The sequence below is a fragment of the Streptomyces sp. NBC_00102 genome (genome assembly GCF_026343115.1).
GTDB lineage: Bacteria > Actinomycetota > Actinomycetes > Streptomycetales > Streptomycetaceae > Streptomyces.
In genome coordinates this window covers 5,785,582-5,809,545 of the sequence record NZ_JAPEMC010000001.1, presented here as the reverse complement: position 1 = coordinate 5,809,545, position 23,964 = coordinate 5,785,582, and the positions used below count along the sequence as shown (strand labels likewise).

Here is a 23,964-nt window from a genome sequence, read left to right as displayed (position 1 = left end):
AGCGTCGGGGCGTGCCTTCGCTGAAAAGACCCAGACGCCCTGGCGACGACGGCGTCCCCTCCGGGATTCCCGCCGACGCCCCGGCCGCCGGCCCCGTCGCCGCCCCGCTCGCCATTCCGGTGGCGGGCGGCGACGCCCGGCGGCGGCTGTACGCGGACCCCGGCCTGCCGGACAAGGTGTTCCGTACGGTCGCCCGCTCCGGCGGATCACTCGTCCTGCTGGTGATGCTCCTCGTCGGCGGTTTCCTCTTCGCCCGGGCCCGCCTCGCCCTGGCGGACGCCGGCTGGTCCTTCTTCACCACCTCCCAATGGGCCCCCGACGCGGGGAACTTCGGCATCGCCGCCGTTCTCGTCGGGACGGTCCTCATCGCGCTGATCGCGATCGTCTTCGCCTTCCCGCTGGCGCTCGGTTCCGCGCTCTACATCTCCGAGTACGCCTCGCCGAGGCTGCGCCGCACCCTCATCAGCGTGGTCGACCTGATGGCCGCTGTGCCGTCCGTCGTGTACGGCTTGTTCGGCTTCTTCTTCCTCCAGGACAAGGTGGTGCCCACCGCCCGGTGGATCGCCACCTACTTCGGCTGGATACCGGTGTTCGGCGTCGACGGTGCCGATCCGGACGACCCGCTCTCGCCGCCGAGCGTCTACACCTCGTCGTCGATGCTCGCGGGGCTGGTCGTCGCGATGATGATCGCGCCGATCATCTGCTCGATCATGCGCGAGGTCTTCTCGCAGGCCCCGGCCGGTGAGCGGGAGGGCGCCTACGCCCTCGGGGCGACCCGCTGGGGCATGATCCGCAGCGTCGTCCTGCCCTTCGCCAAGGGCGGCATCATCGGCGGCACGATGCTCGGACTCGGCCGCGCGCTGGGCGAGACCATCGGCGTCTTCATGGTCATCTCCCTGACCTTCGACGTCCAGTGGCACGTGCTCCAGGCCGGCACCAGCTCCGTCTCCTCGCTCATCGCCCTGCGCTACGGCGAGGCCGGCGAATTCGGGATGTCGGCGCTGATGGCGGCCGGTTTCGCCCTCTTCGTCATGACATTGATCGTCAACTTCGCGGCCTCGTCCATCGTCGCGCGCAGCCGCTCCGGTGCGTCCAGCGACGCCTGAGCGCGCCGCCGCCCGCACTCCGCGCGGTACGCGCCCGGTCTTGCCCGGTTCCTTGCCCCTGAAATGAGCGTGACGACCATGACTCTGGCCCCTGAAGCGCCCCGCGCGACCGGTGGCGCGGACCCGGCCCCCGGCGCCGCGCCCCGTACCTTCCTGCCCGGGCCCGCCCGTACCAAGGACCCCGCGGGCGAGCGCCGCCGGGCCCTGTCCCCGCTCCGCGCCTCCGATCTGTACGCCCTGCTCGGTGCGGCCGCCGGATCGCTCTCGCTGACCTGGCTCGTCTTCGCCCGGCTCACACCGTTCAACGGCGTGGTCGGGTTCGTCGTCGTGGCGTACCTCCTCTTCCTAGGGCTGTACGCGCTGGTGGTCTCGCTGGACGAGGACGGCCCGGCGGTCGTGGACCGGGTGGCCGCGGCCGTGATCCGCTCACTGGGCCTGCTGCTCGTGGCGATCCTCGTCTACGTCGTCGTCTACGCGCTCTTCGAGGGCCGCAAGGCGCTGGTGCACCTCAACTTCTTCACCGAGGACATGCGCTTCGCCGGTCCGCTGGAGCCGTTGTCGGTGGGTGGCGCGCTGCACGCGGCCGTGGGCACGCTCATCATGATCACCATCGCGCTGCTGGTCACCGTGCCCGTCGGGCTGGTGTGCGCGGTCTTCCTCAACGAGGTGCCCGGAGCCTTCGCGCGCTTCGTGCGCACGGTGGTGGAGGCGATGACCGCCCTGCCGTCCATCGTGGCCGGACTCTTCATCTACGCCACCGTGATCCTCGCCGTCGGCATGGACCGCTCCGGCTTCGCGGCGGCGCTCGCGCTCTCCGTGATGATGCTGCCGATCGTGATCCGCGCCGCCGACGTCGTCATCCGACTGGTGCCCGGCACCCTGCGCGAGGCCAGTTACGCGCTCGGCACCTCCCGCTGGCGGACGGTCTGGCACGTCGTCCTGCCCACGTGCCGCTCCGGGCTGACGACCTCGGTCATCCTCGGCACCGCCCGGGGCATCGGCGAGACCTCGCCGGTGCTCCTGACTGCGGGCTTCACCGCCGAGATGAACTGGGACCCGTTCTCCGGGCCGATGGTGTCGCTGCCGCTGGCCACCTTCACCTTCGTCCGCTCGCCCGAGCCGAACATGATCTCCCGCGGATTCGGTACCGCCGCGCTGCTCATGGCCCTGGTGCTGCTGCTGTTCGTCCTCGCCCGGGTGCTGGGCGGACGCGGACCGGGGCAGCTCTCGCGCGGCCAGGAGCACCGCAGGGTCACCGCCTCCCGCCGGGACGCGGCCCGCTTCGCGGCGCGGAGCCCCGTACGCCCCGCCGAGCCGTCCGCCGGCCCTGCGCCGAACGCACACCCCACGACACCGTGACGCCCGCCCCGTCCGGCCGTCACCCCTGCCCGCACCCCCAGAACCCGCGTGCCGCGCACCCGCACGCCGCCAAGGAGAACATCGTGAGACCCGTCAACGCCCCCGCCCGTTCGAGGGTGATGCTGCTGGCCCTGCTGCTCGTGTTCGGCGCACTCTCGGCAGTGCGGGCGCCCGTCGCCGAGGCCGCCTCGTACGCGAAGATCACCGGTTCCGGCTCCACCTGGAGCGCCAACGCGGTCACTCAGTGGGTCCGCAACGTCAAGGCCAACTTCGGCATGACGGTCAACTTCACCGACAACGGCTCCTCCCAGGGCCGTGAGCAGTTCCGCAACAACGTGGTGGACTTCGCCGTCTCCGAGATCCCTTACGGGCTGACGGAACAGGGCGTCCGTGACTCGCCCCCGCAGCGCGGGTACGCCTACATGCCGATCGTCGCCGGTGGTACGTCGTTCATGTACAACCTCAAAATCAACGGCAAGCGGGTCACCAACCTGCGGCTCTCCGGGCCGGTCATCGCGAAGATCTTCACCGGGCAGATCACCCGCTGGAACGACGGCGCGATCAAGGCGGACAACCCCGGCCTGACCCTGCCCGCCCGCCAGATCATCCCCGTCGTCCGCTCCGACGGCTCTGGCACGACCGCCCAGTTCACCACCTGGCTGGCGAAGGAGCAGACATCGGTCTGGAACGCCTACTGCAACAAGACCGGCCGCGGCAGCGGTTGTGGCATGACCTCGAACTACCCCCTGCTCGGCGGGAGTTCGATGATCGCCAAGTCCGGGTCGAACGGTGTCGCCGGTCACGTCCGCCAGGCGTCCGGTGAAGGCGCGATCACTTACGTCGAGTACTCCTACGCCCTCAAGACGGGCTTCCCGGTCGCCAAGATGCTCAACACGTCCGGCTACTACGTCGAGCCGACCGCCGCCAGCGTGGCCGTCGGCCTGCTCGGCGCGAAGATCAACACGGACAAGAGCAGCCCCTCCTACCTCACCCAGATCCTCGACGGCGTCTACCGCAACGGCGACGACCGCACCTACCCGCTGTCCAGCTACAGCTACATGATCCTGCCGACGAAGGAGGAGGCCGGCTTCACCAAGAGCAAGGGCAATTCCCTCGGCACGTTCGGCCGTTACTTCCTCTGCGACGGTCAGCAGCAGGCGGAGGAGCTCGGCTACTCGCCGCTCCCGAAGAACCTGGTGCAGGCCGGCTTCGACCAGCTGCGCAAGGTACCCGGGGCCCCCACCTCCGCGATCGACATCGGCAAGTGCCGCAACCCCACCTTCTCCAGCGACGGCAGCAACACCCTCGCCAAGAAGGCACCCCAGCCGAAGGCGTGCGACAAGCAGGGCCCCACGCAGTGCACCACCGGCACCGCCGGTGACACCCGCACCACCCCGGTCAAGCCCAGCGCCTCCGGCACCGGCGGCATCTCCGCGGGTGGCACGACCGGCACCACGACCTCGACGGGCGGCACCTCGACGGCCGGCGGCTCCACCGGCGGTCAGGGCTCGGGGACCGCGGGCACGGTCGGCGCGGCCACGGACACGGACGGGGACGGACAGCCCGACGCGACCGCAGGCGGTACGGGCGGGACGGACGGAACCACGGGCACCACGGTCGACCCCGACACCGGTGAGGTGATCACCGACTCGACGGCCGTCGGGGACAGTTCGGTCGTCGCCAACCCGGTCACCCTCGCCTCGGGCGACGCCCTGGGGCTGCGCGGCGCACTGATGGCGCTCTCCGCACTGCTGCTGGTCGCGCTGGTCGTCGTACCCCCGCTGACCGCACGGGCCATGGCCGCCCGCGCCCGGCGCAGGGGGGACGCGGCATGAGCGGCGTGACGGCGGACGACCGCACCGGGAACCAGCGGGAGAGGAAACCGTTCATGCGTCGCGTACGGGTACGGCGGCCGGGGCGCGACGCCCCGGCCGGGCGCCGGGTGCTGGCGGGTGTGGGCGCGCTGACGGCCGCCCTCGTCCTCGCCGTGCTGCCGGTCCCGCCGGGTGGTGACACCCCCGCGAGTGCGGCGGAGCAGCAGAGCTCCGCGGTGACGAAGACGGGCAAGAAGGGCCCGTACGACGACTTCTCCCAGCTGAAGGTGACGGTCGGCCAGACGAAGAATCTGCGGGGCCAGGCGATCAAGGTGTCCTGGACGGGAGGCACTCCGGGGACTTCGGAGACGGCCCGCGACTTCATGCAGCTCATGCAGTGCTGGGGGGACGATCCCGACGCCGGGCCGTCGCGCGAGCAGTGCGAATTCGGCGCGACCGATTCCTTCACTCCCGGCTCGACCAGGACCCTCATTCCGCAGACGGATGCCGACCCTGCCGAGGGCGACTACACGGACGCGGGGGACGAACCTGTCGGAGGCAACAAGTACGTTCCCTTCAGGCCGGTCAGCGGAGCGGCGACGACCGGCGCCTTCGACTACACCTACTTCACCGGCGGGGACACCAACACCCTCCCCTGGGTGCAGAACGACTCCCAGGGCTCGGGCGAGGCCACCTTCGAGGTGCGCACCTCCGTCGAGTCACCGCACCTGGGATGCGGGGCCCGCCGCAACGCCGAGGGAGCCATACAGCCGTGCTGGCTCGTCGCCGTCCCGCGTGGCGACTACAACCCGGACGGCCGCCTGGCGCAGTCCGTTTCGTCCCCCGCCGCGGCCAGTGCGCTGAGCCGGTCCGTCTGGGACCAGCGCCTGACGTTCCGTCTCGACTTCCTTCCCGTGGACGGCAACTGCGACGCCGACAAGCCCGAGCGGCGCACCATCGGCTCCGAGTTGGTCACCGACGCGATGACCTCGTGGCAGAGCGCACTCTGCGCCGACGGATCCCATCGCTTCACCTTCACCCAGGCCGGTGAGGAGACCGCGCGCTCGGCGGTCACCGCGCCGACGGACACCTCGCCCGGCCTCGCCTTCACCGTGGACCCGGTCGAGGTCGACGCCGACTCCGCCCCCGTCGTGCACGCGCCGGTCGCGATCAGCGGACTCGCCATCGGCTTCATGTGGAACTACACGGACGCGTCCACCCAGGTCTCGCACCATGCGAGCCGGCTGCGCCTCAACCAGAGGCTCCTGGCGAAGCTGCTGACCGAGTCGTACGTGGAGAACGTACAGATGGGGACCTTCGGCCTACCCCAGCCCGAGTCCGTCGCGGGGAATCCCATCAGGATCGCTTCGGACCCGGAATTCCTCCGGTTGAACCCCGAGATCAATGCCGGACGCGAAGCGCCGAACGGAATAGTCGTCGGCCTGGATAATTCCGACACCGCGCGCATGCTCTGGCGCTATCTCATCCAGGACAAAGACGCCCGCTCGTTCCTCGAAGGGAATCCCGACCCTTGGGGAATGCATCTCAACACCAGCTACAAGGGTATCGGTCTGACCGAAGAACCCTTCGACTACTACCCGAAGAGTGACATCACCTCGACGCCCACCCAGTGCCCCGGAATCGAATACGGAAGCCAGAATCTCGTACCGTACGCCAATGACATGCACAGCACCGCCCTGAAGATCCGACGGGGTTACTCGGGCCTGGCGTTCACCTGCAACGCGACCACGTCTCCGCCGGGGCTGACGGGAACGCGCCCGCCGCTGAACAGCGCCCACGAGATCGGCATCGCGGACGCCGCTTCCTCCGAGCGGTACCTCCTGGACGTGGCGGCCCTGCCCAACGCCGACGGCACCTTCGTGAAGCCGACGACGGCCACCATGCTCAAGGCGGTCACGCAAATGCCGGACTCCTCCGTCCCGGGAGTCAGGACGACCGACCCCGCCAAGGTGCACGGCAGCGCGTACCCGCTCACCTCGGTCGTCTACGCAGCGGCCTCCACGGACCAGCCGGCCGACGCCCGGGCGGACTACGCCAAGGTCATCCGGTACGCCGCGGGCGACGGACAGACGCCCGGCACCGCGCCTGGTCAGCTCCCGGCCGGGTACGCCCCGCTGCCGAAGGAGTTGCGTACCCAGGCGCTCGCGGCAGCGACCGCACTGGAAGAGGGCGTGGTCACCGAGGACGGGACCCCGGCGGACGGCGGTTCCTCGAACGCCGGCGACAACGGCGCCACCTCGGGCGGCGGCTCCGGCACGAGCGGCACGGGATCTTTCTCGTCCGGCTCGACGGGCGACTCCACGGGGGCGTCCGGGTCCGCCGGAACCTCCGAAGCTCCCGCGGCATCCGGGGCCGCGGCTTCGGGCAGCACCGCTGCCGCCGCCTCGGGAGGGACCACCACACCCACTGCGGCGTCCGGCAGCACCCCCTCCGAGCTGCTCGGTGCGGTCCGCTGGGTCCTGCTCGGCGTGCTCGTCCTGGGTGGCGCGGCCTCTCTGTCGGGACCTGTCCTGCTGCGTCTCTCCACGCGCAGGGGCAGGACGGAGGCAGTCGGCGCCCGATAGGAAAGCGCAAGGAATTCGCGCCTTCCCGGAACATCCCCTTTCCAGGAAGGCGCGATTTCCCGGCAGTACGCCCGGAACCTCCAAGGGTGGCGCAGGAAACAATCCATTCATCTGATCCGCCCCTCTGATTTGTGGCCTCCCGCACCCCGATCGGGAAGTGTGGGCACCGCCGGCCGACGGGCCGGAAGCAAGAAAATCCGGATCGCTCCACTGCTCCCTTCCTTGTCATCCGTACACATGGAATCCGTTTCCACGGAGGAGAAAACAGTGAACGTCACGTCTCGTGTTCGTACCGGTGCCGTCGTCGGTGCCCTCGCTCTCGCCCTCGGTGCCATGGCCGCCCCGGCCGCCATGGCCGACCCGGCGGCCGGCGACTACCGCACGCTGGCCGGTGTCGGCTCGGACACGACCCAGGACGTCGTGAACGCCCTCGGCAACGTCGTGGTGAACAGCTCCAACGCCAAGATCATCGCCTCGTACGACGCCACCGGTTCGGCGACGATCAACACCCGCGCCGCCAACTGTGGGATCAACCGGCCGAACGGCTCCAGCGCGGGTATCACCGCTCTCGCCGCCGATGTCGCCGACACCACCAAGGACTGCATCGACTTCGCCCGCTCCTCGCGCGGCATCAAGACGGCGGGCACCACCCTCACCTGGATCCCCTTCGCCAAGGACGCGGTCTCCGTCGCGGTCCGCACCGACAGCGCGATCTACGCCTCCGGCGCCCAGAACCTCACCACGGCGCAGCTGAAGGCGATCTACCAGTGCACCACGACCACGCTGAACGGCGTGACCCTCACCCCGCTGCTCCCCCAGGCCGGCTCCGGCACCCGCTCCTTCTTCCTGGAGAAGCTGGGCCTGACGGACGCGCAGGTCGGGTCCTGCGTCGACCAGACGGTCCAGGAGAACAACGGCGTCGCCCTGAACACCGCCGGTGACATCGCCCCCTACTCGGTGGCGCAGTACATCGCCCAGGCCACCGGCACGGTCACCGACATCCACGGCTCCACGGAGCTGATCTCGGTCAACGGCACCGCGCCTCTCACCACCGACGACACCCTCAACACCGGCTTCACCTACACCCGTGACGTCTACAACGTCGTCCCGACGGCGAAGATCACCGGTTCCACCGCCGACGCCACGGTTGTCGCCACCTTCGTCGGCTCGGCCTCCAAGGTCTGCTCCGCCACGTCCACCATCACCAACTACGGCTTCGGCACCCTCGGCACCGCCTGCGGCGCCACCACGATCCAGGGCCTCAACTAGTCACACCGCACCACCGAGCGCCATGGCCGGGCACCCCACGGGTGCCCGGCCCCCCGGCGTATCCATCCACCTACCGCTCTCCTGGGGGACATCACCCATGAACCGCCCGGCACCACTGAGATCGCCCGTGGCACTGCTGACGACGTGCGCCCTGCTGTTCGCCGCGCTCGCCGCCGCGCTCGCCATGGCAACGCAAGCCCACGCTTTCAGCACCATCGGGGCGCTCACACTCACTCCGGCGAGCGGCAAGATCGACGACCCGCTCATCGCGTCCCGCGTCGACACCGACGGCCCGTGCCCTCCCGACACCGTCGGGGCACCCGCGCTCATGGTCGTCCTGCCCGGTCAGGACGGAGCCGGCCTCAAGATAGCGAACTTCACGAACGACGCGGCGACCACCACGGACGGTCCGCTCTCAGGAAACCTGGTCAAGTCCCCTCTCGGGCATCGCACTCTGGGACAGCGTCTGCTCCAGGCGATCCCCGAGGGCTCCTTCGACGGTGTCTACACCGTGGGCCTCACCTGCGCGTCGTCCTCGGCCGACTCGCCGGCCTTCACCGCCCTCATCAAGGTCGAGGGGGACTCCTGGTCGGTCCTGGAGCAGCAGACCACCGGCATCGCGCTCTCCGGCGTCCCCTCAAGCGCCGTGGTGGGCCGGCCGTACAAACTGAAGGCCACCGTGACGCCCGCGGAAGCGACCGGTACCGTCGTCTTCTCGTCCAAGGCTTCCGAGAACGATCAACCGGTGGAGATCGGCCGGGCCGACCTCGTCGGAGGAACGGCGACGATCGATGTCCCCGCGCGGGCGACAGAGGGCCGCGCCTACTACTACGCGTCCTTCATCCCTGCCGACGCACAGCTGTACGCCGCTTCGGAAGCGGACGGCGGGGTGCCCGTCTACGCACCTCTGACCGTCACCGACGCCGGTGGTGACTCTCTCGACGCGAACCCGGTACTGAAGCCCGGTGACACGGTGAAGGTCACCGCTCGGGGATTCACGGCGGGGGCCGCGGTGACGGTCGGCCTCGACGGGGGCTCGTCCCTCACCGGCGCGACGGCGGACGCCGACGGCGCCGTGACCACCTACGCGTTCTCTGTCCCTGAGGACATCGAGGCCGGTACGCACACCCTGACGCTGGCGGAAGGTGCGGACGACGGGTACAGCGTCGCGTTCGGTTTCAGCACGGACGCGTCCGCGACCGACGACCCCACCGATCCGACCGACGACCCCACCGATCCGACCGACTCGACGGACGACCCGAGCGACACCGCGAGTCCGGACGCCTCCGATGCGGGCGGCTCCGACGACTCCGGCGGCTCTGACAGCTCCGCCGGGTCCGGCGACTCCGGCACCGGTGGCCTCGGCGCGGACTCGGGCTCGGGCGGCGGCACACTCGCCTCCACCGGCGCGCAGTTCGGCACGGCCGCACTCGGTGGCCTGGCCCTGATTGCCGCGGGTGCCGCCCTGGTCCTCCACGTACGCCGCAAGGGCATGCTCCACTTCGGCACTCCCCGCCACTGACCCGGACCCGACCGACCCGTCCGCCGCGGGCCCGGGACGCCACCTCGCGTGGTGGCCCGGGCCCGGCGGCGCGGAGCGGGTCCAGGCGGTGAAGCCCGCCGCACGCACCACTGACCGCCCCACCCCTCTCCGTACCGTCGACCAGGAGTGCACCCATCGTGTCCGTGCTCGCACCGCCGCCCCCGGCCGTACCGCCCGACCAGAAGCCGCCCCGCCCGGCCGCGGCGCCCGACGCGGCATCCTCCCGGCCCGGTCTCGCCCTGACCGGCGCCGCCCTGTGCGTGCTCGCCGCCGTGCTGTTCGGGTTCGCCGCGAACCTCACGGTCGTCGGCCACCTCCAGCACGCCCGGGACCAGCAGGTCGCCCACGACGACCTTCGGGAGCAACTCGCCCTTGGTACGGCCCCGGTGGGCCAACAGACCTTCGACGGCAAGTCGCTCGAACCCGGCGCCCCGGTCGCCCTGCTACGCATCCCCGTGCTCGACCTGGAGGAGGTCGTGGCGGAGGGCACCACCTCCACCGTGCTGATGTCCGGTCCCGGCCACCGCCGTGACACCCCGCTGCCGGGCCAGGCGGGCACCTCCATCGTGATGGGCCGTCAGTGGGGGTACGGCGGGCCGTTCGGCGGCCTGCACAACCTGCCGACCGGCACCCGGATCGACGTGACCACCGGTCAGGCGAAGGTCGGTTACGAGGTGACCGGCATCCGGCGGGCGGGCGACCCGCTCCCCGCCCCGCTCGCCTCCGGCGAGGGCCGGCTCACCCTGATCACCGCGACCGGCGGACCGTACACGCCCTCCGGCATCCTGCGCGTCGACGCCAAGCTCGTCACCCCCGTCCAGCCGAGCCCGCCCCGCGTGCTGCGCACCGGCTGGATCGCCGAGCCCGAGCAGGCGCTGAAGGGCGAGGACGACTCCTGGCTGGCGGTGTTCCTGTGGACGCAGGCCCTGCTCGTGGCGGCCCTGCTCACCGTGGCCGCCTACCGGGTCTGGGGGCGCTGGCAGACCTGGGCCTGCGGGGCGCCGCTGCTCGCCGCCCTCGGCATCGCGGACGCAGGGGCGTTGACCGCCCTGCTGCCCAACCTCCTCTGATCTCAGCACCGTTCACGTTCGCGCTCTCGTTCACGCAGACCATCTCGCCGTACCTTCTGGAGTCACCATGACCACCACCGACACGACCGGCGCAGCAGCCGACCGCGACGAGTTCACCGACACCCTCGTGCAGCCGCGCGTGATCCGCGGTCAGGGGCCCGCCACCCTGGAAGCCGACGAGATCTCCGCGTGGTTCGGGGACCACAAGGTGCTGGACCGGGTCTCGCTGACCATGCCCGCCCGTCAGGTCACCGCCCTCATCGGCCCGTCCGGCTGCGGCAAGTCGACGTTCCTGCGCATCCTCAACCGGATGCACGAGCTGATCGGTTCGGCCTCCCTGGCCGGCCGCGTGATGCTGGACGGCGACGACATCTACGACCGGGGCCGCCGCATCACGCACGCCCGCCGCAACATCGGCATGGTGTTCCAGAAGCCCAACCCGTTCCCGGCGATGTCGCTGTACGACAACGTCCTCGCGGGACTCAAGCTCAACGCCATCAAGGCCGGCCGGGACGCCAAGGACGACCTGGTGGAGGAATGTCTGACCAAGGCGGGGCTGTGGCGCGAGGTCAAGGACCGGTTGCGCCAGCCGGGCGGGGCGCTCTCCGGCGGTCAGCAGCAGCGGCTGTGCATCGCCCGCTCCCTCGCCGTACGCCCCCGCGTCCTGTTGATGGACGAGCCGTGCTCCGCTCTCGACCCGACCTCCACCCGTCGGATCGAGGAGACCATCGCCGAGCTGAAGTCCGAGGTGACCATCGTCATCGTCACCCACAACATGCAGCAGGCCGCCCGCGTCTCGGACACCTGCGCGTTCTTCCTCGCCTCGCAGGGCACGCCCGGCCTGATCGTCGAACACGGCGACACCCGGGCGATGTTCGCCTCCCCCCGGGACCCTCGTACCGCCGACTACGTCAACGGCCGTTTCGGCTGAGCCGGTACGCGGCCCGGTTCCGGCCGGAACCGGCACGCCATAACCAGAGGTTTGGTCATCGCGAAAAACCAGGTCTTGGACTTCTGATTCCTCGCTCGCCAGCATGAACCGCAGGACGGACGCGCCGCCGGAAACCCTTCCGGCGGCGCGCGGTCGTCCCCGGACGAGCAGAGGCAACAGACATGCAGAAGAAGTGGTGGACGCTGTTGGGGGTGTGCGGCGGGACGTTCATGCTCCTGCTGGACACCACCATCGTCTACGTCGTCATGCCCGACGTGCAGGCCGACCTGAACGCCGGGTTCGCCGACCTCCAGTGGGTGATCGACGGCTACGCCCTCGCCCTCGCCGCGCTGTTACTGACGAGCGGGACCCTCGCCGACCGGTTCGGCCGCAGGCGCCTCTACACCGTGGGCGTCGTCCTCTTCACGTGTGCCTCCCTGCTGTGCGGCCTGGCGCAGTCCCCGCCGATGCTGATCCTCGCCCGGATCCTCCAGGGCGTGGGCGGCTCGGTGATGTTCGCGACCGGCCTCGCGCTGCTCGCGGGGAGCTTCCAGGGCAAGGAGCGTGGCACGGCGTTCGGGGTGTGGGGCATGGTGACCGGGCTCGCCTCCGCGATCGGCCCGGTGGCGGGCGGCCTGATCTCCAGCGGTATCAGCTGGCGGGGGATCTTCCTGATCAACGTCCCCGTGGGCGTCCTCGTCGCACTGATCGTCGCGCTGCGGGTGGACGAGGCCAAGTCACCGTTCCCGCGCAAGCTGGACCTGCCCGGCTTCGTGCTGCTCACCGCGGGTCTCGCGACGCTCGTCTACGGCCTGATCCGGGCCGGCGGGGACGGCTGGGGCGAGACGGGCGCGCTCTCCTTCCTCGTCGCGGGCGTGGTGCTGCTGGCCGCCTTCCTCGTCGTCGAGGCACGGGTGGCGCAGCCCATGTTCGATCTGGGGCTCTTCCGCATCCCGACCTTCGTCGGGGGCTCCGTCGCCGCGTTCGCGATGAACGGTTCGCTGTTCGCGATGTTCCTCTTCCTGGCGATCCACTTCCAGGAGGTGCTCCGGTACTCGTCGCTGGAGACCGGTGTGCGCCTGCTGGCCTCCTCACTGGCGATGCTCGTCGCCTCGCTGGTCGCGGGGCGGGTCAGCACCAAGGTCCAGCCGCGCTTCCTGATCGGCGGCGGGCTGCTCCTGGTCGGGGCCGCACTGCTGCTGATGAGCGGGGTGGACGCCGGCTCGGGCTGGGAGCACTTCCTGCCGGGCCTCGTGCTGGGCGGGCTGGGTGCCGGTCTGGTGAATCCCCCGCTCGCCTCGACCGCCGTGGGGGTCGTGGACTTCTCCCGCTCCGGGATGGCTTCCGGGGTCAGCGGCACGTTCCGGCAGTTGGGGGTGAGCGCCGGGGTGGCGGTGCTGGGTTCCACCCTCGCCGTCGTCATCGGCGACCGCCTCCGTGACGGCCTGGCCGGGGTGCCGGGCGTCGGCGACCGTACGGACCGGCTCGTCGCCCTGGTCCGCGGGGGCGAGATCGACCGGGCGGCGGCCCTGGTGCCCGAGGCGCAGCGGGGGACCGTCGAACGGCTCGCCGTCGAGGGGTACGTCGACGGGCTGAACACCCTGCTGGCCCTCTCGGCCGGGCTCGCCCTGGCGGGCGGCCTGGCGGCCCTGTTGCTGATCCGGGCGGCCGACTTCCGGGCCGCGCAGCGGCCGGAGGCGGCCCCCGCTCCGGCGGCTCCTCCGGCCGCGGCGACCGCCGGGAGCTGATCGCGTCGGGCCGCTCGGCTCCACACCGAATTCGCTGTCGCATGGGCGCGGCACGGCGCAGACTCACGGGCGGCCCCTACGGACGAGGACGGAGAGGAAACCCCATGCCGGTGAGCCGGATCATTCCCCCCGAGGGCGCGCCGAGGAGGCTGGCGCTGGCGCAGCTGGCCAACTCGGTGGGAGACGGCGCCTATTACGTGTGTTCGGCGCTCTACTTCAGCCGTGTCGTCGGGCTGTCGCCCACCGCGATCGGCGCGGCCCTCACGCTGGGCTGGGCGCTCGGGGCGGTGGCGGGGGTGCCGCTCGGGCATCTCGCCGACCGGCGCGGACCTCGCGGGATCGCGGTCCTGATGTCCCTGGTCACCGGGGCCGCCGTCGCCTCGTTCCTGTTCGTGCGCGCCTACCCGGCGTTTCTGGTGGCGGTGTGCGTGTACGCCTGCGCCCAGTGCGGTCTCGCGGCGGCCCGGCAGGCCCTGCTGGCGGCACTGGTCGAGCCCGCACGGCGTACCGAGACCCGCGCCCATCTGCAGTCGACGGTGAACGCGGGGCTCGCCCTCGGTGCGGCGTTCGGCGGAGTCGCCCTTCAACTCGACTCCGAGGCAGCGTACTTGACGGCTCTGTCGGTGGACGCGCTCAGTTTCGTGGTCGCGGCGGGGATGCTGTACCGGCTGCCGGCCCCCGGGAAGACGGCAGTCACACAACCCGCCGAGGGCGAGCGGCGGTTGGCGGTCCTGCGGGATCGGCCGTACGCGGTGATGGCGCTGCTGAACACGGTCATGCTGCTCTACATGCCGCTGCTGAGCGTGGCGTTGCCGCTGTGGATCGTGCGGCGCACCGAGGCGCCGGGGTGGACCGTCTCCGCACTGCTGGTGGTCAACACCGTGAGTGTGGTCCTCTTCCAGGTGCGGATCGCGTCCCGGGTGACGGGCCTGGACTCGGCGTCCCGGTCGGTACGGAACGCGGGGTACGTCCTGCTGCTGGCCTGCCTCGTCTTCGCCTGCTCGTCCCTGGGCACGTCGGCGTGGGCGGCGGGCGCGCTACTGCTGGCGGCGGCCGTGATCCAGGTGCTCGGCGAGATGCTCCTCGGCTCGGGCTCCTGGGAGATCGGCTTCGCGCTCGCCCCGGCCGACAAGCAGGGCCAGTACCAGGGCTTCTACGGCGCCGGGACGGCCGTGGCGCGACTGGTGGGACCGCTGCTGCTCACCGCGCTGATCCTGTCGTGGGGGTTCTCCGGCTGGCTGGTGCTCGGCGGGCTCTTCCTCGCGGCGGGTACGGCGATGGGCCCGGCGGTCCGCCGGGCCCATCGCCGTACAGCACACCGGGCGCCCCTGGGCACCGGCGTGGCGGTGGAAGGGAGTTGACCTCACACCCCTCGCGCAGGCCCTCAGCCGGTCGGCGGACGGAACTCCGGCTGGTCGATGATGCGCAGCCAGCTTCCGTCCGCCTGGCGCCGGACCACTTGGGCGCGGGCGCCGGAGCCGTCCTTCGGGGGCGTGGAGGTCAGCGCGATGTCACCGATGACGAGGGTCGGGAGCGGCTCCTCCGCCTCGAACTTCGGCGCGTGGGAGAGCACGTTCTCCCACAGCCGCAAGATCGCCTCCCGGCCGACCGTGGTGCTGCCGGGCGGGTACGCCATCACCGCGTCCTCCTCGTAGAGCGCCGCGAGTCCGGCGGCGTCCCCCGCGTTGGCGCGCTCGACGAAGAGGCGGGTGAGGTCCTCCGGCTTCAGAGCCTTCTCGTTCTCGGACACGATGTTCCTTTCCGGTAGGTGATCTCTGCCTTCTCATGGTCCTTCGCGGACGCGAAAGAAGTCCAATCAATCGTCCCAACCATCCCTATAATCAGAGGTTATGGAACTCAGACAGCTGAAGTACTTTCTCGCCGTGGCCGAAGAGTCCAACTTCACTCGGGCCGCCGAGCGCGTGCACATCAGTCAGCCCGGGATCAGCGCCCAGGTCCGTCAGCTGGAGCACGATCTCGGAGCCACCCTCATCGACCGGTCCGGGCGCAGCGCCGGCCTGACCGCCGTGGGCGAGGTGGCCCTCGGGCACGCGCGCACGGTGCTCGACGCGGTGGAGGCGCTGCGGTGCGCGGTGGACGAGATGAACGGGCTGGTCCGGGGCCGTCTGGTCGTCGGCATGGTGACGGCCTGCACGGTGCTGCCGCTCTTCGAGGCGCTGTCCACCTTCCATCTGGCGCACCCGGGCGTCGAGATCGGCCTCATCGAGGACGACTCCGACCGGCTGGTCGAGCGAGTCCGCGAGGGGGACGTCGACCTCGCGCTGATCGGTGCGGCGGGCCGGGCACCCGAGGACCTGGACGGGCAGGAGGTGATCAGCGAGCCGATCGTCGCGGCCGTACCGCCCGGGCATCCGCTCGCCGCCCGGGCGGCCGAGGGGGTCACCCTCGCCGAGCTGTGCGTCCATCCCCTCGTCTGCCTGCCCCCGGGCACCGGCATCCGGACCGTACTGGACCAGGTCTCGGCCGCCCGGGGACTCACGCCCACGGTGACGCTGGGTGCCACCGCACCGGACGCGGTGATGCGGCTCGCGGAGCGGGGTCTGGGTGTGGCGGTGCTCTCCGCGTCCATGGTGGCCCGTCGGCCGGGGCTGGTGACCGTGTCCCTCACCGACGCGGACACCCCTGCGGTGCTGGCCCTGGTCTCCGCACCCACCAAGAGCCCGGCCCTGCGCGAACTGCTCGCGCACTGCCGGGAGTCGTTCGCCGCACCGGGCACGGGCGCACGGGTCGACGGCGAGCCCGCCCCGGCACGGAGAGCCGCGGTCGGATAGCGCCCGCTGGTGGGCGGGATCGGATCAGTCCTCCCCGGCCCCGGTCTCCATGCCGTCCCACCCGGCAATCCCCTCGTCGACGCTGCCGAAGCGGCTGCGCTCGGGATCGCGGAAGAACGCCACCTACACCGCGTTCCGCGAAGTCGGCCGTGTGATCCGCACCGTGCAGCTGCCGCGCTGCCTCTCAGACGCCCCGCTGCGGCGGCGGGTGACCGCGGCCACGAACAGGTCGAGGCGTTCAACTGCTTCTCCCAGTGGCTCGGGTTCGACAATCGCGGCGTCATCGCCGACAACGACCCGGTCGAGCAGGAGAAGGCGATGAAGTTCAACGCGCTGCTCACGAACGCCGTGGTGTTCCACAACACCCTGGACATCGCCGAGATCGTCCGCCAACTGCTTGCGAACCTCGGACATTCCGAAGTCGTCGGCACTACAGTCGGCCGCAGTCGCGTGTGCGTGGTGCGGAGGTGGACGATACGTGGCGAGCTATGCGACACGACGAAGCGTCCGAACCGGCGCGACGATGTGGCGGGCGCTCTCACATGGTCCCGAGAAGCGCATCGACCCCGACGGCGTCATGGATCTGATGTGGTTCCAGGACCGTCTCGTCGTGGCAGGCCCCGACACTCGGACGGCCATCGTGCCGACGCATGCCGGCAAGGTGACCTGGGGGCTCCAACTCGCTCCGGGCGTGGCGTACACACTTCTCGGTGTGCCCGCACACGAACTGACGGAGCGGCGCGTTGAGTTGTCGGAACTCGTCGCGCTCCCCAGACACGACGCCTGGTCGTTCGAGGACAACGCGACTGACGCGCTCGAACGGGTTTTCATCGCCCTATGGACGCGGGCGGACCCGGAGCGCTCCGTCCTTCGTATGGCGGCCTCTCTCGACCGCGCCGCTCGCGAAGGCCTGAGCGTGCGTGAGACAGCAGAGCTCCACGACCTGTCGGAGCGATCTTTGCGTCGGCTCAGCAACCGGCTCTTCGGCTACGGCCCCAAGACGCTCATGCGGATTCACCGTTTCCAGCATGCACTCCACTTGGCACGAGCAGGCCTGCCGCTGAGTGATGCCGCGGCGGCAGCAGGCTACGCCGACCAAGCCCACTTCAACAGGGAGAGCAAACGGCTCACCGGCCAGACACCCGCCACGCTCACACGCGTCGCTCAGCTTTCGACAGAATGACTCCCTCTCAAACGCTCACCCGTTCTGGCTCGGGGCTCGTTCCCCTCGGCTGGCCGTTTCGTCCAAGCCTGACGTAGCCGCCGGATGACAGCGTTCTCGTATGAACATCGACCTGGGACGCGCGAGAGCGTTCATGGCCTCGCACGCGCGAGTTCTCGATTGTCAGCGCTTCGAGGCCATCACCACCGACAGCGACGCTGCTCGTCAGGCCATCATCCACGGACTCGACGCCTACCGAAACCTCGACGGCGGCTACGGATGGGGACTCGAACCAGACCTTCGTGCACCGGAGAGCCAGCCGGGAGGCGCCCAGCACGCGCTGGAGGCGCTCGCTGACGCCGGCCCTGCGACCTCGCCGCACGCCGCAGCCCTCCTCGACTGGCTGGGCTCCGTGACTCTGCCCGATGGCGGGCTGCCGTTCGCGCTCCCGATCAGCGACCCCGTGGCGTGCGCCCCGTTCTGGGTGAAGGCGGATCCCTCGGAGTCATCGCTGCAGATCACGGCCGCGGTGGCGACGCAGGCGTATCGCGCCGCGCGTTGGGATGAAGCCGTACGGGACCATCCATGGTTGGTGACGGCGACGCGGTACTGCTTCGACGCGATCCGTGAGATCGACGAAACGCCCTTCGCGTACGTGCTGTCCTTCGCGCTCCAGTTCCTCGACATCGCATCCGACACCCACCCGGAGGCGCGTGACCTGCTCGACCACGTCGGACGGTTCGTCCCAAGGAACGGGGCACTCGCCGTGGTCGGCGGGGCCGAGGGCGAGACGCTTCATCCTCTCGACTACGCGCCCGAGCCCGAGCGACCGATCCGTGGCCTGCTCGACCCCAAAGCCGTGTCGGACGACCTCGACCGCCTGGAACTCGGGCAGCGACAGGACGGCGGGTGGGTGGTCGACTTCACCAGCTATTCGGCCGCCGCATCACTCGAATGGCGTGGCCATACGACGGTCGACGCCGTCACCGTGCTGCGTATGAACGGACGTTGACCCCGGCTTGCTCCGGGCCACAGAGCGCGATGCGGCTCTGTTCTCCACCCGACGTCCTTCACGAGTAGCTGTCGGTAATCGCCGCTGCAATCCGTGACGCCCGCATTTCCCCGAGGCCTGCCGCAGTAAATGCCGGATTTACTGCGGCAGGCCCCTACCGCGATCAGCGCGGCCTGCGGCGGACCCTTCCGGCCGCCGGGGCGAGGTGTACGCATTCACTGCGGCGGGGCCGGAAGGGCGGGACAGGCCCTGAGGGCGGCATGTGAGGTGCGACGGCTCCGGGTTGCCGAGCGCGACGAGGACCGGATATGCCCTCTTGACCGTCCGGGGTCCGCCGCGTCCGCCGCGTCCGCCGCGTCCGCCGCTCACGCCGGAACGAGGGGGGCTCGCACGGGCACCGGCGGCCGGTGGGTGCGGCGGTAGGCCAGCGGAGACAGGCCGAGGCGGGTGTAGAAGTGCTTGCGCAGCACTGTGGGGTCGGTGAAACCACTGGCCGTGGCGATACGCGTGATGGTGAGGTCGCTGGATTCCAGGAGGCGGCGGGCGTGGTCCAGGCGGCTCTGGAGGAGCCATTGCAGGGGGCTGGTGCCGACTTCGGCGCGGAAGCGGCGGGTGAAGGTCCGTTCGCTCATGTGCGCGTGCCGGGCCATGTCCTGCAGGGTGAGGGGTTCGGCGAGCCGGTCCAGCGCCCACACGCGGGTGGACGAGGTGGACAGGTCCAGGTCCTGCGGAACCGGGTGCTCGATGAACTGCGCCTGGCCGCCTTCGCGCCAGGGAGCCGCCACGCAGTGACGTGCCGCCACGCCGGCCACGTGCGCGCCGTGGTCGCGGCGGACCAGGTGGAGAAGAAGGTCGATGCCTGCCACGCCACCTGCACCGGTCAGGATGCGCCCGTTGTCGACGAAGAGCACGTCGGGATCGACGTCGATCCCTGGGAAGAGCCGGGCGAAGGCGTCACACAGGGCCCAGTGGGTGGTGGCGCGCTGTCCGTCGAGCAGACCGGCGGCGGCGAGCAGGAAGGCCGAGGTACAGAGGCTGACCACACGGGTGGTGGACCTGATCAGGGCGAAGGCCGCCGCCACGTCTGCGGGTGGTTCACCGGTGGCCAGGACGTGGGCGTCGGGTTCCTGGGTGGCGATCACCACGGTGTCGGCCGTCGCCAGGAGCGATTCGTCCTCGTCGACGACGATCCGGAAGCCCTCGCTGGTCCGCACGGGCCCGCCGCCGAGGGAGCAGGTCGTCACCGTGTACAGCCGTTCCCCGGCCGGACCGAGAGCCTCGTTGAGGACACGTGCCGTCATCCCGAGGTCCATCGGCATGACCTGGTCCAGGGCGAGAACCGCCACGCGATGCGTCATGGCCGAAATGGTACGACAGTTGATGAACCAGCCATCCTCCCTCCCCCCTTCCTGCCTCTCGCCTCCCGCTTCGACAAGGTCCGGCCGCATGGCCCGACTCGTGGTGTCCGCCGTCTTCGATGGGCGCCTGGTACGCCGCGTTCGTCACCGGCGTCGTGTCGGTGTGGGAGGAGCCGCGGATCAGCAGGCAGAGTGACCCGCGGTGTCATAAGCCGAGCCCGGAGGCGGTTCCGGCACCAGGTCCAGTTCGGCCACGACGGTCTTGCCGACGGGTGGGCGGTCGAGGACGTCCCAACGGTCGGCGAGCAGCTCCACCAGGAGCATCCCCCGGCCGTTCTCCGCCAGTGGCGGCGTCGCGGAACGCGGTACGCCCGGTGCGGGGGGACGGAGTTCGCCCCGGGCGTCGGAGACGGCGATGCGCAGGGTAGCGCCGTCCAGGATCTCCGCGCCGACCTCGAAGTCCCGGCCGGACACGCGGCCGTGGGTAACGGCGTTGGCGGCCAGTTCGGCGACGAGCTGGGCAGCGGTTTCGGACGCCTCGCTTCCGTACACCACGCCCCAGGCGTCGAGTTGGTGCAGAAGGAGGCGCCGGGCGAGCCGTGCGCCGCGCGGGGTGGAGCTGAAGCGCTGGACGAACTCGACTACGGGGGCGTGCGCTTGGCCGGTCGCAGAGGTGGTGGACGGTGGTGTCATGCGCCCACAATGGCGGTGCTCGGCGCCTCCGACCAGCGGCGACGCGCGTACGTGGGGTCGGCGTACGCTCATCTCGGGCGACCGGTACGCGGCCCCGGAGCGGTGCCGCTCCCCGCCGGAGGAACAGGCAGGCAGTACATGTCCGTAGACCGCTCACCCGTCGACCGGGAGTCCTGGGAGGCGGCAGTACGTCATCTGTACGAGGACGCGCACCCGTTCGATGCCACGGGTCCACGCCGCCACGCGGACTGGGTTCTCGACGTACTCGCGGTGATGGCACGAGTCCCGGACCCCCGGGGCTGGGCCGGGCTCGACGACGATGCCTCGGACCCGGAGCGCGAAGCGTCACCCCTGTATCCCTTCGTAGCCCATCCGCCGGAGTACGTCGCCCAGCGCTTGCGCGAGATCGACCGCGACAGTGCCGAAAACCTGCTGCTCGCCCTCACGGACGACGGCTGCCGCATGTCCAGCCTGCACCGTTTCGCGGAGAGCGAGGAGGAGTTGCGGGCAATGGTGGGGACCGTCCTCGCCCGCTACGGGGACGGGGCTTCCTACTACACGAACGTCACCAGGCCCGGTCCTGTGCCGGGGCGGCTCGACTTCACGACGTCCGGTTGGGGGTACAGCCCGCTGACCGTCTACTCGGAGGACTACGGCCTCGTCGTCGTCACGGACACCGAGGTGGGCATGTTCTGGAACTCCGCCGACTACTGAACCTCACGTCCGAGCGCGACGGTTCAGGGGCTACGCATCAGGTTGCGGAGACCGGCGACGAGGGCCGCGACATCGCGTTCGGCAGGCTCCGGGGCGGCCGTCGCGTCGGCCGCTCCGGGCGCTTGGTGGGCCGTACGGCAGATGGCGCAGAGGCCGTCCGGGAGCGCCTCGGCCCGGCCGGGGCGGCCACAGTCGGTGCACTCGACCAGGAGCCCGCGCACCGGAGCACCGGGGCGGCCTCCCGGAGCCGGGACCGGCGGCGGGGTGGGCGTGGCGGGCAGGCGGGGCGGCATCTTGTCGGTGAGGCGGCGGCGTACCAGTCCCACGGGTGACCCGACCTGCTCGGGCAGCCCGGCGGTGAGCGCCGAGGTGAGGTACTCGGCGCTGACGCCCCGTGTGAACCAGGCGGCGGCCAGCGGCTCCAGGACCTGGCAGTCGGCGGCGGAGAGCGTCAAGCGGGGCTCCCGGCGGCCCAGTTCGGCCAGGGCGAGATAGGCGGGGGACGGACCGGTGGCGCTTTCGACGGAACCAACGGCAGGGACAACGGCAGCCGCAGCCGCTTCCTGGTGCGCCTGCGGCGGGTTCGGGGCCGGAGTTGCGGCGGCGCCAGCGTCCGCCTCCGGCCGGCCGTCCGGCGCCCGCTGCGGGGCGCGCTGCTGAGGCACGACAGGCTGCGAGGTCACGACCGGTTCAGGGCTGGGGACCTGCTCCTGTGCGGCGGCTTCCGCTTCGAGACGGGCGGTCCACCACTCGTTGTCGCGGGCGGTCCGCGACCAGAAGGTGAGCGTCACCCACCGGCTCGCGCCGACCTCTTCGACACGGCTGCGCACCCGGCGCAGATGCCCGGCCAGAGCGAGCGCGCGCAGAGCGGTACCGATGGCCATCTGGCCGTACAGGGGCAGGTCCTTGGCCAGCGACTTGATGTCCATGGCCGCGCCGTCCGGCAAATGGTCGACATAACCGGCGACATACCGTTCCCGTTCCGGCAGGAACGCGAAGTCGGCGGCGTGGGGCGGCTCCTGGCCGGAGACGGACTGCTTGCCGTACCCCGGATGCGCCTTGCGGTACGGGCGGGATACTGCGGGCGCGGGCAGCGCGGCGTTAAAGTGCTCGGTAGCCACGAGATCGGTCTTTCTCGGTAGTCGATCTTTGGTGAGACCCCGGCCTGGTGCTGTAACACCGCGTCGGGGTCGTTTCGTTGGGGGCACCGTAAGCAGCCGCGACTCTCCGTCGCAACTCGTTCACCATTAGTCATACTTGCTGGCCGTGACGGGGTGGGAGGGAGGGGAGGTTTCCCCAAACCCCCTTACCTACCTCCCGGATGAACAACACCGCTCGAATCCCGGACCTCGCATCCCGACCCCCGAATCCCGAAGCTCAAGCGTCGGCCCGAACGCCTCTCCAGGCCCCTCGAACGAGTGATGGGGCACGGCGGAGGAGACAGCGAAGCTCGAACCCCGAGACCCGAACCTTGAGATCCGAGAACCGAGTTCCGAGAACCGAGCCCCGAGACCGGACAGCCGGGTTCCGAGCCGGCGCTGAGGAGCACGGCAGACGGGGGCCGCTGGGCGCTGGTACGACATGCGCGGCACTGGGGGCTCGTCAGTTGCACGAAATGCTGGCCGAGATCGACCCTGTCCTTCGCCCTGTGTAGCGCTGGGCGCCGGAATGAGTACTCCTGGACGGCACCCTCGTCGAGTGCGACCGTCTCGGCGAGGGCCGCGTCGACAGGCTCACTCCCGCCGGAGGAATCCAGGTCGCGGCCAGTCAGCGGGGAGGAACGACGGGCAGCCGGCCCCATGCGCGTCCGAGTCTCAAGAGTGCCCCGATCACGCCGATGCCGAAGACAAAAACACCGAGGCCGGCGCTGCGCAACACGCCGAAGGTGACCCCGGCAGCGACCGCGACCAGGGAGCCGGACAACAGCATCTGGTGCCTCGGGTCGGTCAGCTTCCAGAATCCGAGCAGCGAGAAAGCGAGCCACGCGGTCACGTAGGCGATCACGATGAAGAGGATGACGGTTTCTCCTTGACCCGAATCGGACTGCGCCCTCCCCAGGATCAACTCCCGACGCCCAGACCCGCAGGCGGTTCTCCGGAACGGACCAGCGTGTGGAGTCCGACGGCTCCCGCAGTCTCAGGCGCCCGTGGTCCCGTCGACACCTTCCCGCAGGAAGTCCGCGTGCCCGTTGTGGCGGCCGTACTCCAGAAGCACGTGCACCATCACCATCCGCAGCGACACCGTCTCGCCCCATCGCGGCTGGAACCCGGTCTGGTCCAGGGACTCAGCCTCCCGCTCGATACGGCGCGAGTTCTCCACCTCGGCATCCCAGGCCATGAACGCCTCAGCCCTGGTCGACGCGCTCGCGTCGTACGCTGCCTGAAAGTCGACCTTGTCGGACCAGACCAGGGGCGCATGGTTGTCCTCGAAGACTCGACGGAACCAAGCCCGCTCCACCTCCGCCATGTGCCGCACCAGACCGAGCAGGGAAAGCGTGGACGGTGGCATCGACTGCTGCCGCAGTTCCTCGTCGGTGAGCCCTTCGCACTTCATGGCGAGGGTTGCGCGGTGATAGTCGAGAAAGGCCCGCAACGTGTCGCGTTCGCTGCCAAGACTGGGCGGTCCTATGCGATCGTCACTGGTCATGCGTCGCGCTCCTCATCCGTGCCTGTGTGGAGGGCCAGTATCCAATCCGTCGGACTTCCGCCCGCACCCACGTCGGCGGGTGGAAACGCGGCCCACGCCCATGGAAATCCGTTGACAGAGCCGAACGCCCTCTTGGAACATCGCGTCCGGACATTCGCTCCG

General features: G+C 70.4%; 20 protein-coding genes and 1 pseudogene. 15 read left to right on the top strand and 6 right to left on the bottom strand.

Annotation, left to right across the window (positions count from 1 at the left end; all coding sequences use genetic code 11):
• The first annotated feature begins 11 nt into the window (after positions 1-11).
• From pstC to OHA55_RS25710, 10 genes are all read left to right on the top strand, one after another.
• Positions 12-1,106, top strand: a complete 1,095-nt coding sequence (gene pstC, locus OHA55_RS25755) for a phosphate ABC transporter permease subunit PstC (protein WP_266710030.1) — start codon at positions 12-14, stop codon at positions 1,104-1,106.
• A 78-nt stretch (positions 1,107-1,184) separates the two neighbouring features.
• The gene (pstA, locus tag OHA55_RS25750) at positions 1,185-2,465 is read left to right on the top strand and encodes a phosphate ABC transporter permease PstA (protein WP_266710029.1); all 1,281 of its coding nucleotides are present in this window, start codon (positions 1,185-1,187) and stop codon (positions 2,463-2,465) included.
• Positions 2,466-2,548: 83 nt separating this feature from the next.
• Positions 2,549-4,300 carry a phosphate ABC transporter substrate-binding protein PstS gene (pstS, locus tag OHA55_RS25745; protein ID WP_266710028.1) on the top strand — a complete coding sequence of 584 codons (1,752 nt, stop codon included), beginning with the start codon at positions 2,549-2,551 and terminating at the stop codon, positions 4,298-4,300.
• A complete protein-coding gene (locus OHA55_RS25740) occupies positions 4,297-6,864 on the top strand; it encodes a hypothetical protein (RefSeq protein ID WP_266710027.1) in 2,568 nt (855 codons plus the stop codon). The genes pstS and OHA55_RS25740 overlap by 4 nt, the downstream gene beginning before the upstream one ends.
• Positions 6,865-7,131: 267 nt before the next feature.
• Positions 7,132-8,133 (top strand): hypothetical protein, encoded by a 1,002-nt coding sequence (locus OHA55_RS25735; protein WP_266710026.1) that lies wholly within the window; start codon positions 7,132-7,134, stop codon positions 8,131-8,133.
• A gap of 127 nt (positions 8,134-8,260) precedes the next feature.
• Positions 8,261-9,655, top strand: a complete 1,395-nt coding sequence (locus tag OHA55_RS25730; protein ID WP_266710025.1) for a hypothetical protein — start codon at positions 8,261-8,263, stop codon at positions 9,653-9,655.
• Between the two features lie 158 nt (positions 9,656-9,813).
• Positions 9,814-10,746 carry a sortase gene (locus OHA55_RS25725; protein ID WP_266710024.1) on the top strand — a complete coding sequence of 311 codons (933 nt, stop codon included), beginning with the start codon at positions 9,814-9,816 and terminating at the stop codon, positions 10,744-10,746.
• A gap of 67 nt (positions 10,747-10,813) precedes the next feature.
• Entirely contained in the window at positions 10,814-11,677 is an 864-nt protein-coding gene (locus OHA55_RS25720; RefSeq protein WP_266710023.1) for a phosphate ABC transporter ATP-binding protein, read from the top strand.
• A gap of 182 nt (positions 11,678-11,859) precedes the next feature.
• Complete coding sequence (locus OHA55_RS25715; protein WP_266710022.1) at positions 11,860-13,425, top strand: MFS transporter; 1,566 nt, start codon at positions 11,860-11,862, stop codon at positions 13,423-13,425.
• Between the two features lie 104 nt (positions 13,426-13,529).
• Positions 13,530-14,786, top strand: coding sequence for an MFS transporter (locus OHA55_RS25710; protein ID WP_266710021.1), 1,257 nt, complete (start codon positions 13,530-13,532; stop codon positions 14,784-14,786).
• Positions 14,787-14,809: 23 nt separating this feature from the next.
• Here the strand turns inward: OHA55_RS25710 and OHA55_RS25705 are convergent, their stop codons facing one another.
• Positions 14,810-15,175, bottom strand: coding sequence for a nuclear transport factor 2 family protein (locus OHA55_RS25705; protein WP_266710020.1), 366 nt, complete (start codon positions 15,173-15,175; stop codon positions 14,810-14,812).
• A gap of 100 nt (positions 15,176-15,275) precedes the next feature.
• Here OHA55_RS25705 and OHA55_RS25700 point away from each other — a divergent pair, with 100 nt between their 5' ends.
• The 4 genes and pseudogenes from OHA55_RS25700 (at position 15,276) to OHA55_RS25685 (ending at position 18,391) form a co-directional block, all read left to right on the top strand.
• Entirely contained in the window at positions 15,276-16,217 is a 942-nt protein-coding gene (locus OHA55_RS25700; RefSeq protein WP_266710019.1) for a LysR family transcriptional regulator, read from the top strand.
• An 82-nt stretch (positions 16,218-16,299) separates the two neighbouring features.
• Positions 16,300-16,562 (top strand): annotated as a pseudogene (locus OHA55_RS36600) (Tn3 family transposase); the annotation flags it as partial.
• A gap of 133 nt (positions 16,563-16,695) precedes the next feature.
• On the top strand, positions 16,696-17,400 hold the full coding sequence (locus OHA55_RS25690; protein WP_266710017.1) for an AraC family transcriptional regulator: 705 nt from the start codon (positions 16,696-16,698) through the stop codon (positions 17,398-17,400).
• A gap of 100 nt (positions 17,401-17,500) precedes the next feature.
• Positions 17,501-18,391, top strand: a complete 891-nt coding sequence (locus OHA55_RS25685; RefSeq protein WP_266710016.1) for a hypothetical protein — start codon at positions 17,501-17,503, stop codon at positions 18,389-18,391.
• Between the two features lie 365 nt (positions 18,392-18,756).
• On the opposite strand, the gene OHA55_RS25680 is transcribed toward OHA55_RS25685, so the two are convergent.
• Together OHA55_RS25680 and OHA55_RS25675 are read right to left on the bottom strand one after the other, a co-directional pair.
• Positions 18,757-19,749: a GlxA family transcriptional regulator gene (locus tag OHA55_RS25680; RefSeq protein WP_266710015.1), complete on the bottom strand. Its 993-nt coding sequence runs from the start codon at positions 19,747-19,749 to the stop codon at positions 18,757-18,759.
• Positions 19,750-19,929: 180 nt separating this feature from the next.
• On the bottom strand, positions 19,930-20,442 hold the full coding sequence (locus OHA55_RS25675) for an ATP-binding protein (protein ID WP_266710014.1): 513 nt from the start codon (positions 20,440-20,442) through the stop codon (positions 19,930-19,932).
• A gap of 138 nt (positions 20,443-20,580) precedes the next feature.
• Between OHA55_RS25675 and OHA55_RS25670 the strand changes: the two genes are divergently transcribed.
• A complete protein-coding gene (locus OHA55_RS25670) occupies positions 20,581-21,156 on the top strand; it encodes a hypothetical protein (protein ID WP_266710013.1) in 576 nt (191 codons plus the stop codon).
• Between the two features lie 23 nt (positions 21,157-21,179).
• On the opposite strand, the gene OHA55_RS25665 is transcribed toward OHA55_RS25670, so the two are convergent.
• The 3 genes from OHA55_RS25665 to OHA55_RS25655 all read right to left on the bottom strand — a co-directional run bounded on the left by OHA55_RS25665 (position 21,180) and on the right by OHA55_RS25655 (position 23,802).
• Positions 21,180-22,277, bottom strand: a complete 1,098-nt coding sequence (locus OHA55_RS25665; RefSeq protein ID WP_266710012.1) for a MarR family transcriptional regulator — start codon at positions 22,275-22,277, stop codon at positions 21,180-21,182.
• A 646-nt stretch (positions 22,278-22,923) separates the two neighbouring features.
• Positions 22,924-23,160: a hypothetical protein gene (locus OHA55_RS25660; RefSeq protein ID WP_266710011.1), complete on the bottom strand. Its 237-nt coding sequence runs from the start codon at positions 23,158-23,160 to the stop codon at positions 22,924-22,926.
• 132 nt (positions 23,161-23,292) lie between these two features.
• Entirely contained in the window at positions 23,293-23,802 is a 510-nt protein-coding gene (locus tag OHA55_RS25655; RefSeq protein WP_266710010.1) for a DinB family protein, read from the bottom strand.
• Positions 23,803-23,964 lie beyond the last annotated feature (162 nt).

Coding starts and splice junctions, on each gene's coding strand:
- pstA (WP_266710029.1), top strand. CDS start 1,185: ATGACTCTGGCCCCTGAAGCGCCCCGCGCGACCGGTGGCGCGGACCCG.
- OHA55_RS25680 (WP_266710015.1), bottom strand. CDS start 19,749: ATGACGCATCGCGTGGCGGTTCTCGCCCTGGACCAGGTCATGCCGATG.
- OHA55_RS25715 (WP_266710022.1), top strand. CDS start 11,860: ATGCAGAAGAAGTGGTGGACGCTGTTGGGGGTGTGCGGCGGGACGTTC.
- OHA55_RS25740 (WP_266710027.1), top strand. CDS start 4,297: ATGAGCGGCGTGACGGCGGACGACCGCACCGGGAACCAGCGGGAGAGG.
- OHA55_RS25700 (WP_266710019.1), top strand. CDS start 15,276: ATGGAACTCAGACAGCTGAAGTACTTTCTCGCCGTGGCCGAAGAGTCC.
- OHA55_RS25670 (WP_266710013.1), top strand. CDS start 20,581: ATGTCCGTAGACCGCTCACCCGTCGACCGGGAGTCCTGGGAGGCGGCA.
- OHA55_RS25675 (WP_266710014.1), bottom strand. CDS start 20,442: ATGACACCACCGTCCACCACCTCTGCGACCGGCCAAGCGCACGCCCCC.
- OHA55_RS25710 (WP_266710021.1), top strand. CDS start 13,530: ATGCCGGTGAGCCGGATCATTCCCCCCGAGGGCGCGCCGAGGAGGCTG.
- OHA55_RS25720 (WP_266710023.1), top strand. CDS start 10,814: ATGACCACCACCGACACGACCGGCGCAGCAGCCGACCGCGACGAGTTC.
- OHA55_RS25655 (WP_266710010.1), bottom strand. CDS start 23,802: ATGACCAGTGACGATCGCATAGGACCGCCCAGTCTTGGCAGCGAACGC.
- OHA55_RS25685 (WP_266710016.1), top strand. CDS start 17,501: ATGAACATCGACCTGGGACGCGCGAGAGCGTTCATGGCCTCGCACGCG.